17 protein-coding genes and 1 pseudogene are annotated in these 12,133 nt (G+C 72.2%); 8 read left to right on the top strand and 10 right to left on the bottom strand.

What is annotated here, in order from left to right; genetic code table 11:
• Positions 1–346: cupin domain-containing protein (locus tag H0488_RS17225; protein ID WP_183100479.1), on the bottom strand; the 346-nt coding region annotated here is incomplete at its 3' end.
• A gap of 46 nt (positions 347–392) precedes the next feature.
• On the opposite strand from H0488_RS17225, the gene H0488_RS17220 reads away from it, so the two are divergent.
• Entirely contained in the window at positions 393–644 is a 252-nt protein-coding gene (locus H0488_RS17220) for a nickel-binding protein (protein ID WP_183100478.1), read from the top strand.
• A gap of 4 nt (positions 645–648) precedes the next feature.
• Here the strand turns inward: H0488_RS17220 and H0488_RS17215 are convergent, their stop codons facing one another.
• The 6 genes and pseudogenes from H0488_RS17215 to H0488_RS17200 form a co-directional block, all read right to left on the bottom strand.
• On the bottom strand, positions 649–1,500 hold the full coding sequence (locus H0488_RS17215) for an oxidoreductase (protein WP_183100477.1): 852 nt from the start codon (positions 1,498–1,500) through the stop codon (positions 649–651).
• A 41-nt stretch (positions 1,501–1,541) separates the two neighbouring features.
• Entirely contained in the window at positions 1,542–1,817 is a 276-nt protein-coding gene (gene rsrA / locus H0488_RS17210) for a mycothiol system anti-sigma-R factor (protein ID WP_183100476.1), read from the bottom strand.
• A gap of 2 nt (positions 1,818–1,819) precedes the next feature.
• A complete protein-coding gene (locus H0488_RS17205) occupies positions 1,820–2,452 on the bottom strand; it encodes a sigma-70 family RNA polymerase sigma factor (protein ID WP_183100475.1) in 633 nt (210 codons plus the stop codon).
• 69 nt (positions 2,453–2,521) lie between these two features.
• Complete coding sequence (locus H0488_RS25115) at positions 2,522–2,806, bottom strand: alpha/beta family hydrolase (protein ID WP_312856397.1); 285 nt, start codon at positions 2,804–2,806, stop codon at positions 2,522–2,524.
• Positions 2,807–2,924: 118 nt separating this feature from the next.
• A pseudogene (locus H0488_RS25110) lies at positions 2,925–3,134 on the bottom strand (hydrolase); the annotation flags it as partial.
• Between the two features lie 80 nt (positions 3,135–3,214).
• Positions 3,215–3,985, bottom strand: coding sequence for an SOS response-associated peptidase (locus H0488_RS17200; RefSeq protein ID WP_183100474.1), 771 nt, complete (start codon positions 3,983–3,985; stop codon positions 3,215–3,217).
• Between the two features lie 75 nt (positions 3,986–4,060).
• On the opposite strand from H0488_RS17200, the gene H0488_RS17195 reads away from it, so the two are divergent.
• Genes H0488_RS17195 through rsgA form a run of 3 tightly spaced genes read left to right on the top strand, consistent with a single transcriptional unit; the run spans position 4,061 to position 6,935 of the window.
• Positions 4,061–4,591, top strand: coding sequence for a DoxX family membrane protein (locus tag H0488_RS17195; protein ID WP_183100473.1), 531 nt, complete (start codon positions 4,061–4,063; stop codon positions 4,589–4,591).
• A gap of 27 nt (positions 4,592–4,618) precedes the next feature.
• A complete protein-coding gene (gene aroA / locus H0488_RS17190; protein WP_183100472.1) occupies positions 4,619–5,914 on the top strand; it encodes a 3-phosphoshikimate 1-carboxyvinyltransferase in 1,296 nt (431 codons plus the stop codon).
• 16 nt (positions 5,915–5,930) lie between these two features.
• Positions 5,931–6,935 carry a ribosome small subunit-dependent GTPase A gene (gene rsgA, locus H0488_RS17185; protein WP_183100471.1) on the top strand — a complete coding sequence of 335 codons (1,005 nt, stop codon included), beginning with the start codon at positions 5,931–5,933 and terminating at the stop codon, positions 6,933–6,935.
• Between the two features lie 9 nt (positions 6,936–6,944).
• Here rsgA and H0488_RS17180 read toward each other — a convergent pair whose 3' ends face one another.
• Positions 6,945–7,409 carry a DUF2231 domain-containing protein gene (locus H0488_RS17180; protein WP_183100470.1) on the bottom strand — a complete coding sequence of 155 codons (465 nt, stop codon included), beginning with the start codon at positions 7,407–7,409 and terminating at the stop codon, positions 6,945–6,947.
• Between H0488_RS17180 and H0488_RS17175 the strand changes: the two genes are divergently transcribed.
• The 3 genes from H0488_RS17175 to H0488_RS17165 all read left to right on the top strand — a co-directional run bounded on the left by H0488_RS17175 (position 7,404) and on the right by H0488_RS17165 (position 9,269).
• Positions 7,404–8,366, top strand: a complete 963-nt coding sequence (locus tag H0488_RS17175) for an inositol monophosphatase family protein (protein ID WP_376768472.1) — start codon at positions 7,404–7,406, stop codon at positions 8,364–8,366. The genes H0488_RS17180 and H0488_RS17175 overlap by 6 nt on opposite strands.
• Positions 8,367–8,376: 10 nt before the next feature.
• The gene (locus H0488_RS17170; protein WP_183100469.1) at positions 8,377–8,808 is read left to right on the top strand and encodes a CBS domain-containing protein; all 432 of its coding nucleotides are present in this window, start codon (positions 8,377–8,379) and stop codon (positions 8,806–8,808) included.
• Between the two features lie 92 nt (positions 8,809–8,900).
• Entirely contained in the window at positions 8,901–9,269 is a 369-nt protein-coding gene (locus tag H0488_RS17165; protein WP_183100468.1) for an FKBP-type peptidyl-prolyl cis-trans isomerase, read from the top strand.
• Positions 9,270–9,278: 9 nt separating this feature from the next.
• Here the strand turns inward: H0488_RS17165 and H0488_RS17160 are convergent, their stop codons facing one another.
• Together H0488_RS17160 and H0488_RS17155 are read right to left on the bottom strand one after the other, a co-directional pair.
• The gene (locus H0488_RS17160; protein WP_220794710.1) at positions 9,279–9,512 is read right to left on the bottom strand and encodes an RNA-binding S4 domain-containing protein; all 234 of its coding nucleotides are present in this window, start codon (positions 9,510–9,512) and stop codon (positions 9,279–9,281) included.
• Positions 9,513–9,520: 8 nt separating this feature from the next.
• The gene (locus H0488_RS17155) at positions 9,521–10,789 is read right to left on the bottom strand and encodes a DUF445 domain-containing protein (RefSeq protein WP_183100466.1); all 1,269 of its coding nucleotides are present in this window, start codon (positions 10,787–10,789) and stop codon (positions 9,521–9,523) included.
• A 68-nt stretch (positions 10,790–10,857) separates the two neighbouring features.
• Between H0488_RS17155 and H0488_RS17150 the strand changes: the two genes are divergently transcribed.
• Positions 10,858–12,133: MXAN_6640 family putative metalloprotease (locus H0488_RS17150; RefSeq protein WP_220794709.1), on the top strand; the 1,276-nt coding region annotated here is incomplete at its 3' end.

Below are 12,133 nucleotides of genomic sequence, written 5' to 3'. Positions count from 1 at the left end.
CCATCTCGACGCCCGCCGCCGGCTGGACGCCGCCCATGGTGTGGACGTCGCCGTACGGCAGCACGAACACGTCGCCCGTCTGCGCCCAGTGCCGCTCCCCGTCGTCGAGCGCGGCCCAGCACCGACCCGTCGCCACGACGTGGAAGAGCGCGACCCGGGGCGCACCCGGGCTGAGCAGGGAGACGGTGTCTGCGGCGGAGGGTGACCGGTAGGCCCAGGCCTCGGAGTACTCGCCGCGCAGGAAGACGGCCCCCTGCAGCCGCATCCGGTCGAGGACGTCGGTGAGCGTGGCGTCGCGATCAGGGCTGGCGGGGACGCGGTCATGGTCGGAGAGCAGACCCGACATGAGACTCAGTGTGGCACCGATCAACCACTTGCGAAGGAGTCTTCCGATGCCCCTCTTCATGGATGTCCACGAGAACCTGCCCGGCGCCACCGCCGCCGATGTCGCCGCTGCCCACCAGAAGGATGTCGCCATCCAGAGCGAGTACGGCGTGAACTACCTGCGCTACTGGGTCGACGAGTCCAACGGCAAGGTCTTCTGCCTGGTCGACGCGCCCGACGCCGACCGCGCGGCGGCGGTCCACAAGGAGGCCCACGGCCTCCTGGCCGACCACCTCTATCCGGTCGTCGAGGGCAGCTGACCGCCTACCTCGGCTGCGGGAACTGCGCCTTCATCGCCAGGTCCCACACCCGGTCGGGCATGACCCGACGGCCGGCGATCGCGCCGTACGCCGACGGCGTGACGAGGTAGCGCGGCTTCGGGTGCTTCCTGGTGAGGGCCTTCTCGATGGTTCTGGCCACCGCCTCGGGCGGGCCGCCGAACCGGGCCATCGGGCCGTCGTACGCCTCGGACGTCGACTTCATCACGGCGGCGTTGAAGTCGGCGTACGGCCCCTCGCCTCCCACGTAGTCAGCCATGGCGGCGGTGACCGCGGCCTCGAAGTTGGTCGTGATCAGGCCCGGCTCGACCAGCACCACCTTGATGCCGAACCCGGCGACCTCGAACCGCAGCGCGTCGGACAGCGCCTCCACGGCGTACTTGCTCGCGTGGTAGGCGCCGCCGCCGGGGAAGGTGAGCTTGCCGCCCATCGAGCCGATGTTGACGATCCGGCCGGACCGCTGCTGGCGCATGGTTGGGAGCACCAGCTGGGTGAGCCGGATCAGGCCGAACACGTTGGTCTCGAACTGCCGCCGCACGTCGGCGACGTCGATGGACTCGAGCGCGCCGGACTGGGAGTAGCCCGCGTTGTTGACCAGCGCGTCGATCCGCCCCGCACCCTCGAGCACGGCGTCGACGGCGGTGGTCATCGAGGTCTCGTCGGTCACGTCGAGCGCCAGCGTCGTGCACCCCGCGTCGGCGAGGGTGGACAGCGTCTCGGGACGCCGCGCGGTCGCGTAGACGTCCCAGCCGCTGCGGACCAGCCGCGCGGCGGTCGCCTCGCCGATGCCGGAGGAGCAGCCGGTGATCAGGACGGTCCGGTCGGTGGCCTGGGTCATGGGCGGATCATCCCAGAACCCGGCGCTGCACTGCGGGGAGATCAGCCTTCGGTGATCCGGACCTGGATCTCCTGGATCCGGACCCGCACCCGGTCACGGAGCTCGACCGGGGCCGTCTCCGAGCAGGAGCGAGCCACCAGGGCCTTGACCGTGCGCTGGAGGTCGTAGCGCTCGAGGCACGGGTTGCAGGTGTCGATGTGGGCGCGGACGACCGCGCAGTCGCCCTCCTCGAGCTCGTTGTCGATGAGCCGCACGATCCGCTCGAGGAAGTCGGCACACTCCTCGTTGGTGGGGCCGTCGCCGTGCACGTGTGCCATCGTCAGCCTCCCTTGACCGCTGCGTCGCCGCCCGTGCGGACGTAGTCGGAGAGCATGTCGCGCAGCTGGCGCCGGCCACGGTGGAGGCGGGACATGACCGTCCCGATCGGAGTTTCCATGATCTCGGCGATCTCCTTGTAGGCGAAGCCCTCCACGTCGGCGAGGTAGACGGCGAGCCGGAACTCCTCGGGGAGCCGCTGCAGCGCGTCCTTGACCTGGCTGTCGGGAAGGTGCTCGAGCGCCTCCATCTCCGCCGACTTCAGGCCGCTCGAGGTGTGCGACTCCGCACGTGCGAGCTGCCAGTCCTCGACGTCCTCCGACATGGACTGCTGCGGCTGCCGCTGCTTCTTCCGGTAGGAGTTGATGAAGGTGTTGGTCAGGATCCGGTAGAGCCAGGCCTTGAGGTTGGTGCCGGGCTTGAACTGGTGGAACGCCGAGTAGGCCTTGGCGAACGTCTCCTGGACGAGGTCCTCCGCGTCCGCGGGGTTGCGGGTCATGCGCATCGCCGCGGAGTAGAGCTGGTCGAGGAAGGGCAGAGCGTCGCGCTCGAACCGCGCGGCCCGGTCGGCCGGCGTCTCGGTCGCGAGGTCGACGTCAGAGGTCACGTCGGCAGTCACGTCGGAAGTCTCAGTCATCGCACCCCAGCCTACGGGGGTCGCCGTGCTGGGGCGCTCGAGGACCGCGTTCATGACCGGTGCAACCGGTCAACGAGGCACTCCATTCCCGACGATCTCGCGGACGACCCACTCCAGCGCCGCCTCGACCACGATGCCCATCGCGTCCTCCTGGGTGATCGCCGCGCGCTTGGGGACGGCGAGCCCGTGGTCGCCATCGGGTACGACGGCGAGGTCGGTGGTGCCCGGCAGCGGGTCGGGGAACTCCTCCGGCCGCCCGAACGGGTCGTTGCCGCCCTGGATGACCAGGGTCGGGACCCCCGTGCCGGCGAGCTCGTCGAGACGGGACTTCTCCGGCTTTCCGGGAGGGTGCAGCGGGAACGACAGGGCGAGGCACNGGAGGGTGCAGCGGGAACGACAGGGCGAGGCACCCGGCGGCTCCGAGGGCGCGGGCGGAACGGCAGGCCGAACGGGCGCCCGCCGAGCGGCCGCCGACGATGATCGGCGTCCGGACCCGGAGCGCGTCGACCGCGGCCCGCAGGCCGATGTCGAGGGAGGCCGGCGGGGTCGCCACCTTGCGGCCCGCCCGGCGCCACGGCTGCTCGAACAGCATCACGTTGACGCCCTGCCGCGGGAGGTGGGCGGCCAGCGCGGTGAGGTCGCGCGCGTCGATGCCACCGCCGGCGCCGTGGCTGAGCAGCACGGTGGCGACCGGTCGGCGGGCCCGGTAGGTGACCAGGCGGCCCTCGCCGACCGGGGTGGGGATGATCCGCTCCTCGCTGGTCACAGCAACGTCTCCTCGAAGGGCACCGGCTCGACGAGCTCGGGTCCGTTGTTGCGGACGTTGCCGACGGCCGTCGACACCGGGAACGCCTCGAGGCCGCCCTGCTGGGCGGGCACGAGCAGGTCGGGCAGCTGGTCCTTCGGGGTCGCCGGGTCGAGCCACGCCGTACGCCGGTCCGGGGTGACCAGCAGCGGCATCCGGTCGTGGATCCGACCCACCTCGTCGGTGGCCTCGGTGGTCAGCACCGTGCACGTCCAGCGGAACTTCTCCGGATCGTCGTCGTCGCGGGTGGGATCCTTCCAGATCTCGTAGAGGCCCGCCATCGCCAGGACCGAGCCGTCCTTCGGCTTGATGAAGAACGGCTGCTTGAGCGGCTTGCCGCCCTTGCCCAGCTGCTGGGTCTCGTACCACTCGTAGTAGCCGTCGGCCGGCAACAGGCACCGGCGGCTGGCGAAGGCGCGGCGGAACGCGGGCTTCTCGGCGACGGTCTCCATCCGCGCGTTGATCATCCGGCTGCCGATCGAGGGGTCCTTGGCCCAGAACGGGACCAACCCCCACCGGAGCACCCGCAGCTGGCGGACCGCCTTCGTCTCGGGAGGATCCTCCTGGTCGTCGTCCGACCGCGGCGCGCGGTCGAGGACGGCGTACACCTCTTTGGTCGGGGCGACGTTGTAGTCGGGCGGCAGGACCTTGTCGAGGCGCGTGTCGACCACCTCGAACTCCTCCGCGATGTCGTCCGGGCTCCGGCTGGAGGCGTAGCGCCCACACATGGGACCAACCTATCGCCGAGCTGCCGCCCAGCGGCGGACGAGGATGGGTGCCCAGCGATGGGGTATGAAGGAGGTATGGCCGTGAGCAGACTCCTGTCCCGTCCGCTACTAGGTGCGTTCTTCGTCGCCAGCGGAATCGACTCCCTGCGCAACGCCAACGCCATCGCGGTGGAGGCGAAGCCGGTCACCGACCGGTTCGTGCCCCTCGTCGAGCGCGCCGCACCGGGCCTGCCGGTGCCCACGGAGGCGGTGACCTGGGTGCGCATCAACGGCGCGGTGCAGATCCTGGCCGCGGGCGCACTCGTCACCGGACGCGCCCCCCGCATCGCCTCCGGCGTGCTGGCCGCGACGCTGGTGCCGTCGACCGCGGCGCGCTACCGGTTCTGGGAGGCGGGCGACCCGGCCCGGCGCCGCGAGCTGGCCACCCACTTCTTCAAGAACGTCTCGCTGACCGGCGGCCTCCTGATCGCCGCCGGCGACACCGAGGGCAAGCCCGGTCTCGCGTGGCGCGCCCGCCGGGCGGCCAAGGACGCCCGTCGCGAAGCCCGTCACCTCGCGCACTCCGCGAAGCGCGAGGCCAAGCTGGTCAAGGCCGAGCTCACCTGAGCGCACCGCACTAGACTGCGGCGGGTCATGACCGCCACCCGCACCGATCTCTGGCCTGCCCCGGTGGCGACGGCGCCCGTCGATGCCGTGGTCTCGCTGCCCGGCAGCAAGTCGCTGACCAACCGGGCGCTGGTCCTGGCTGCGCTCTCCGACGGGCCGTCCGTCGTACGACGAGCGCTCCGCTCCCGCGACACGCTGCTGATGGCGCAGGCGCTGACCGCGCTCGGCGCGCGGATCGACACCAGCGGTGACGACTGGGCCGTCACGCCGCTCGCAGCGGGAGCAGAGCCGATCGCGGCCGAGGTCGACTGCGGGCTGGCGGGGACCGTGATGCGGTTCGTGCCCCCGGTCGCCGGACTGGTGCGGGGCACGGTCGCGTTCGACGGCGACCCGCACATGCGCAACCGGCCGGTCGGAGAGGTGCTCGTCGCACTGGCCGCGCTCGGCGTGGTGATCGACGACGGCGGGCGCGGCTCGCTGCCGTTCACGGTGATCGGCGAGGGCAGCGTGCCGGGAGGAACGGTCGTGATCGACGCGTCCTCCTCGTCCCAGTTCGTGTCGGCCCTGCTGCTGACGGGCGCGCGCTACGAGCACGGCGTCGACGTCCGCCACGACGGCAAGCCGATCCCGTCGCTCCCCCACATCGAGATGACGATCGCGATGCTGCGCGACCGCGGGGTCGCCGTCGACGACGCCGACGCCAACCGCTGGGCGGTGGCGCCGGGTCCGGTCGCCGCGCGCGACGAGACGATCGAGCCCGACCTCTCCAACGCCGCCCCGTTCCTGGCCCTCGCCGCCGTGTCGGGCGGCTCGGTCACGGTGCGCGACTGGCCCGAGGCCACGACCCAGGCAGGCGACGCCCTGCGCGAGCTGCTCGCGCGGATGGGCTGCACGGTCGCCCGGGTCGCCGAGGGGCTGCGGGTCACCGGGCCCACCGGCGGACACCGGGCGCTGCAGGGCATCGACGCCGATCTGCACGACGTCGGCGAGCTCGCGCCCGCGGTCGCCGCGCTGTGCGCCCTCGCGTCCACGCCGTCGCACCTGCGCGGCATCGCGCACATCCGCGGTCACGAGACCGACCGGCTCGCCGCGCTGGCCGCCGAGCTCGGCGCGCTCGGGGCCGACGTCACCGAGCACCCCGACGGGCTCTCGCTCGCGCCGGCTCCGCTCAAGGCCGGCGTGTTCCACACCTACGCCGACCACCGGATGGCCCACGCGGGCGTCATCGTCGGCGCGGCGGTGCCGGGCGTGCTGGTCGAGGACGTCGCCACCACCAGCAAGACCTTCCCCGACTTCCCCGGCTTCTGGGCCGCACTCCTCTGAGGCTCGGGGACCCGGGATGAGCGGACGGTACGGCGAGCACGACGTCGAGCACTACGAGCGGCCCCGGCGTCGTACCCGTCCCCGCACCAAGGACCGACCGTCCTACGACGACGCGGTCGACGCCACGGTCGTCACCGTCGACCGCGGCCGCTTCACGCTGCTCCTCGACGGGCGCCGGGTGATGGCGATGAAGGCGCGACCGCTCGGCCGCAAGGGGGTCGTGGTCGGCGACCGGGTCCGCGTCGTCGGTGACGTCTCCGGCGCCGACGGCAGTCTCGCGCGGATCGTCGAGGTCGAGCCCCGGACCACCGTGCTGCGCCGTACGGCCGACGACGACGACGCCGTCGAACGGGTGATCGTCTCCAACGCGACCCAGCTGGTCGTGGTCACCGCGCTCGCCGACCCGGAGCCTCGGCCGCGGCTCATCGACCGCGCGCTGGTCGCGGCGTTCGACGCCGGCCTGGCGCCGCTGCTCTGCCTGACCAAGAGCGACCTCGAGGACCCCGAGACACTGCTGTCGACCTACCGGTCGCTCGGCGTGCCGTGGGTCGTCACCCACCGCGCCGCCGACCGGCGGATCGTCGGTCTCGAGGACCTGCACGCGGCGCTGGTCGGCCACACCAGCGTGCTGATCGGGCACAGCGGCGTCGGCAAGTCGACGCTGGTCAACGCGCTGGTGCCCGACGCCCGACGCGAGATCGGCCACGTCAACGCCGTCACCGGCCGCGGTCGGCACACCTCGACCTCGGCGATCCTGCTCGAGCTGCCCGGCGGCGACGGGTGGATCGTCGACACCCCCGGCATCCGGTCCTTCGGCCTCGCCCATGTCCAGCCCGAGGACCTGATCGAGGCGTTCCCGGACCTCGACGAGATGACCGAGGGCTGCCCTCGTGGCTGCACCCACGGCGACGACGAGCCGGAGTGCGGCCTCGACGAGGCCGTCGCCAACGGCGACGCCGACCCCGACCGGGTCTCGTCGTTCCGGCGGCTGCTCGCCGCCCGCTCGGTCACCGACTACTGACGTCCCACGTCAGGTGCCCCAGACCGCCTGGGCGCCGGCGTCACCGGTCATGATCGTGAGGACGACGGTCGCCAGCCCCAGGACGGCTACCGCCACGGCCAGCAGCACCCTGACCGCTCCCGTCCGGTGGTGGAGGGCGGTCGCGGTGAGCGCGGCCACGGCGAAGCCGCTGGCCACCCAGCGCAGGATCCCGCCGAGGTCCTCGTGCTTGTCCAGCTTGTCGGCGTACTCGCCCGACGCGGTCGCGAAGCGGGTGTCGTCGCGGAAGTCCCCGCCCGACAGGAAGGCGATCCAGACCGCCCCCACCGCAACCACCACCGCGACCACCACGGGCCAGCGGAGCCAGTCGCGCCACCTCGGGACCACCGCGTAGGCGACCGCGGCGAGGGCGGCGATCGGCGTCAGGACCACGGCTGCGTGCACGACGAGCACGTGCAGCGGGAGTCCGTTGATCTCCATGACGAAAGGATGCATCACATCCTCCTCTACGAACGGGAGGCGACGATGGTTCATCCCTCCGCCGTCGTCCCGCGCGCGGTGCTGGCTAGGGTGAGCCTCGTGGGCACCGACTACACCGACGATCTTCGCCTGGCGCACCTGCTGGCCGACGACGCGGACTCGCTCACCCAGGCCCGGTTCCGCGCGCTCGACCTGCACGTGATGAGCAAGCCCGACCTGACCCCCGTCACCGACGCCGACCAGGCCGTCGAGGAGTCGATCCGCCGTACTCTCGGCAAGGTCCGCAGCCGCGACGCGGTCACCGGCGAGGAGCACGGCACCTCCGGCCACTCCCAGCGGCGCTGGATCGTCGATCCCATCGACGGCACCAAGAACTACGTCCGGGGGGTGCCGGTGTGGGCGACCCTGATCGCCCTCGCCGTCGACGAGGAGGTGGTGCTCGGCGTGGTGTCGGCGCCCCTGCTCCAGCGTCGGTGGTGGGCGTCCGCCGGCCAAGGTGCGTGGACGGGCAAGTCCCTGATGAAGGCGACCCAGTGCCAGGTGTCCGACGTACGCCGCCTCGAGGACGCGTCGTTCTCCTACTCCTCGCTCGACGGCTGGGAGGACCGCGGGCTCGGCGAGGACCTGCTGGCGATGATGCGCCGCGTCTGGCGCACCCGGGCGTACGGCGACTTCTGGTCCTACATGCTGCTCGCGGAGGGAGCCGTCGACGTGGCGGCCGAGCCCGAGCTCGAGGTCTACGACATGGCGGCGCTCGACATCATCGTCCGCGAGGCCGGTGGCCGGTTCACCTCGCTGGACGGCGTCGACGGCCCGTGGGGCGGCAACGCGCTGGCGTCCAACGGCCACCTGCACGACGCGGCCCTGTCGTTCCTCGGGTCGGTGCCCGACGGCGGGGACGACCCCGACTGGCCGGCGAACGGACCGGGATCGGTCTCGGACATCTGGTCCCGGAGCCCTCGCCGAGAGTAGCCTGGATCACATGCGCATCAGTGAGGTCTTGAAGACCAAGCAGCTCCAGGACGTGGTCACGATCGCCCCGGAAGCAGCGGTGTGCGAGCTCATCGCCACGCTCGCCGAGCACAACATCGGTGCCCTCATCGTCAGCTCCGACGGCAGCTCGCTCGACGGGATCGTGAGTGAGCGCGACGTGGTCCGCCGCCTCCACACCGACGGCACCGTCCTCCAGAACACCGCAGGCGCGATCATGACCCAGGTCGTGAAGACCTGCTCGCCGCAGGACGAGCTCGACGACGTGATGATGTGGATGACCGAGGGCCGGTTCCGGCACATCCCGGTCTGCGACGGCGACCGCCTGGTCGGCATCGTGAGCATCGGCGACCTGGTCAAGCGCAAGATCGACCAGCTGCAGTTCGAGCGCGACCAGCTCGACAACTACGTCCACCAGACCTGAGGTCTCGTGACGGTCGCCAGAGCGACCTCCTCGACCAACGGGTGCGGTTGCCTGGCGGCCGACGGGGTTTGAGGCGGCCTTAGGGTGGGGGCATGGACAAGCCTGAGATCGAGTTCTTCGACCCCGAGCCCCCCGCCGACCTGGTGGTCACGGACGTGACCGTCGGCGACGGCGCCGAGGCGACCGCCGGCAGCACCGTGTCGGTGCACTACGTGGGCGTGGCCCACTCGAGCGGCGAGGAGTTCGACGCGTCGTACAACCGCGGCGCCCCGCTGCAGTTCCGGCTGGGTGTCGGCCAGGTCATCCAGGGCTGGGACACCGGCGTGCAGGGCATGAAGGTGGGCGGCCGGCGTCAGCTGGTCATCCCGCCGCACCTCGGGTACGGCGACCGCGGGGCCGGTGGCGCGATCAAGCCCGGCGAGACCCTGATCTTCGTCGTCGACCTGCTCGGCGTCAGCTGACTCCTCGCGCTACCAGGGCAGGTCGTCCGCGACGTCCCCCCGGACGACCCGGGCGGCCTGCCCTCCCAGCTCCACCACGTCGCCCTCCCGCAGCTGGCGGCCCCGGCGTCGCTCGACCTCGCCGTTGACCTGCACCTGCCCGGCCGCGCACACCTCGCGCGCCGCGGCGCCGTGCTCGACCAGGTTGGCCAGCTTGAGGAACTGCCCGAGCCGGATGACGTCCTCGCGGATCCCCACGTCCATCGGCCCCATCAGTGACTCACCACCGATGCGGCGTGGATGACCACGCCGACCAGGCCGCCGACGATGGTGCCGTTGATCCGGATGAACTGCAGGTCTCGGCCGACGTGCAGCTCGATCCGCTGCGCCGCCTCCTTGCCGTCCCACCGCTCGATCGTGTGGGTGATGACGGCGGTGACCTCGCTGCCGTAGCGCTCCACGGTGAACACGGCGAGGTCGGCCGCGGCGTGGTCGAGCCGGTCGCGGAGGTCAGCGTCCCTGACCAGCCGGTCGGCGAACGCTCCGACCTCGGTCAGCATCCGCTGGTGCACGGCACCGGTCGGGTCGTCGAGCGACTTGACCAGGGCCTCGCGCAGCGCGGCCCACATCGTGATCGCGGTGCGGATCACCGCCGGGTGGTCGACCACCCGGTCCTTGAGCCGCTCGGCGCGCTCCTGGGTGGCCGGGTTGGTCTGCAGGTCGGTGGCGAGCTGCTGGAGCATCGAGTCGAGCGCGCGGCGGGCACGGTGGTCCGGCTGGCTGCGGATCTCGGCGAGCCACCGCACCATCTCGAGGTGCAGCCGGTTGATGACGTAGTTGTTGACGCTCTCGGGCGCCCACCACGGTGCGCGCTCGCCGATCACCTCGTGCACGGTCTCCGGGTTGGCGATCAGCCAGTCGTGGAGCTCGTTGAGCGCCAGGTCGACCAGGCCGTGGTGGAGGTCGTCGGCGAGCGCCTCGTCGAGCAGCCCGCCGAGCAGCGGCGCGACCCGCTCCTCCCGGAAGCGCGGCACCAGGGCGTCGTTGACGAGCGACTCGATGTGGTCGGGCCGCACCTTGGCGAGCGCGATCGCCGCCAGGTCGGCGGCCTCCTCGACCACGCGGGTCGCGTTGGCCGGCACCGCCAGCCAGGTCGCGACCCGGCTGGAGATCCCGACCGCGAGGATCCGCTCGCGGATGATCGCCTCCTGGAGGAAGTTCTCGCCGACGAACTCCTCCAGCCCCTTGCCGAGGTCGTCCTTGCGCTTCGGGATCAACGCGGTGTGCGGGATCGGCAGCCCGAGCGGGTGCTTGAACAGCGCGGTCACCGCGAACCAGTCGGCGATCGCGCCGACCATCGACGCCTCGGCGCCCGCGTTGACGAACCCCCAGAACCCGTCCCGGTCGAGGGTCACCACGTAGACGGCAGCCGCGAAGAGCAGCAGCGAGACCGCCACGGTGCGCATGCGCCGCAGCGCGCTGCGTCGTTCGGCGTCCGCCACCCCGCCGTCGAGACTGGTCGGCACGATCGGTGAGGTCATCGCGCCATCCTCTCCCAACCGGCGCGTCATCCCATGATCCGGAGCGCTCGTCGGCCACGCTGGTCCACGTGTTCTTCCCCGCACGCCTGGTCGTCGCCTGCCTTCTTGCAGGTGCCCTGACCACGGCAGGGGCCGCGTTCGCCGGGCCGGCAGGTGCCGACCCCACCGGCCCGGCCAAGGAACCACGCGAGCGGCACGCCGCGAACACGCCGTACTCCACGCTGGCGATGCGCGATCTCTTCCTCGCCCGCCCGACCCTCGACCCGCTCGAGTCGTTCATGGCCTCGGTGCTGCTGGCGCGGCCGACCGACGGCCGCCAGGACCAGGGTGGCGACGGCTATCGCGGCCCCTCCCGCAAGCACTGCGGGCGGCGGCTGTGCGTCCACTACGCCGTCCGCGGTGACGACGCGCCGCCGTCGTCGCGCTGGGTGCGGCGCACCCTCCGCGTGCTGGGCAACGTGTGGGACCACGAGGTCGGCGGGCTCGGCTTCCGTCCGCCTCCGGGCGACGGCCGGCGCGGCGGCGACGACCGGTTCGACGTCTATCTCTCCGACCTCGGCGACCGCGGCCTGTTCGGCTACTGCACGCCGGAGCAGCGGGTGCGCGGTGAGCGGTTCGCCGCGTCGAGCTACTGCGTGCTCGACGACGACTTCGACCGACGCCAGTTCGGCGGCCGCCCCGTCGACAGCCTGCGGGTGACGGCGGCGCACGAGTTCTTCCACGCCATCCAGTTCGGCTACGACTTCCGCGAGGACCCGTGGCTGCTGGAGTCGACGGCCACCTGGATCGAGGAGACGTTCGCCGACCGCGTCGACGACAACCGCCGCTACCTCGCGTACGGCACCGTCCGCCGGCCGCACGTCCCGCTCGACGACTTCTCCAACGACCGCTACGCCCACTACGGCAGCTGGGCCTGGTGGGAGTACCTCAGCGACCGGTACGGCGACGGCGTGGTCCGTGCCGTCTGGAACCGCGCGGACACGCGCGGCGACGCGCCGGACCTGTCGTCGATCGACGCGCTGGAGGCAGTGCTCGGCCGGCACGCGGGCCTGCCGCGCACGCTCACGTCGTACGCCGTCGCCAACCTCTCCCCCGCCGACGCCTACGCCGAGGGCCGAGCCTGGCCGTCGGCCCGGGTCGGGCGCGCAGCCGCCCTGGACGGGTCCCGGCGCACCGCGGTCCGGCGGCTGCGGGTCGACCACCTGGCGGCGCGGCACGTCGCGTTCGCCCCGACCCGCGACCTCCGTGGCGACCGGTGGCGGCTCCGGGTGGAGGTGGCCGGACCCCGCCGTCGCTCGGCGGTGCGGGTGATCGTGATCCGCGACGACGGCGGGCGGACGCGAC

Source organism: Nocardioides pelophilus, assembly GCF_014180685.1.
Lineage (GTDB): Bacteria > Actinomycetota > Actinomycetes > Propionibacteriales > Nocardioidaceae > Nocardioides > Nocardioides pelophilus.
The sequence above is the reverse complement of the archived record's forward strand: the minus strand, read 5'-3'. Positions and strand labels throughout refer to the sequence as shown.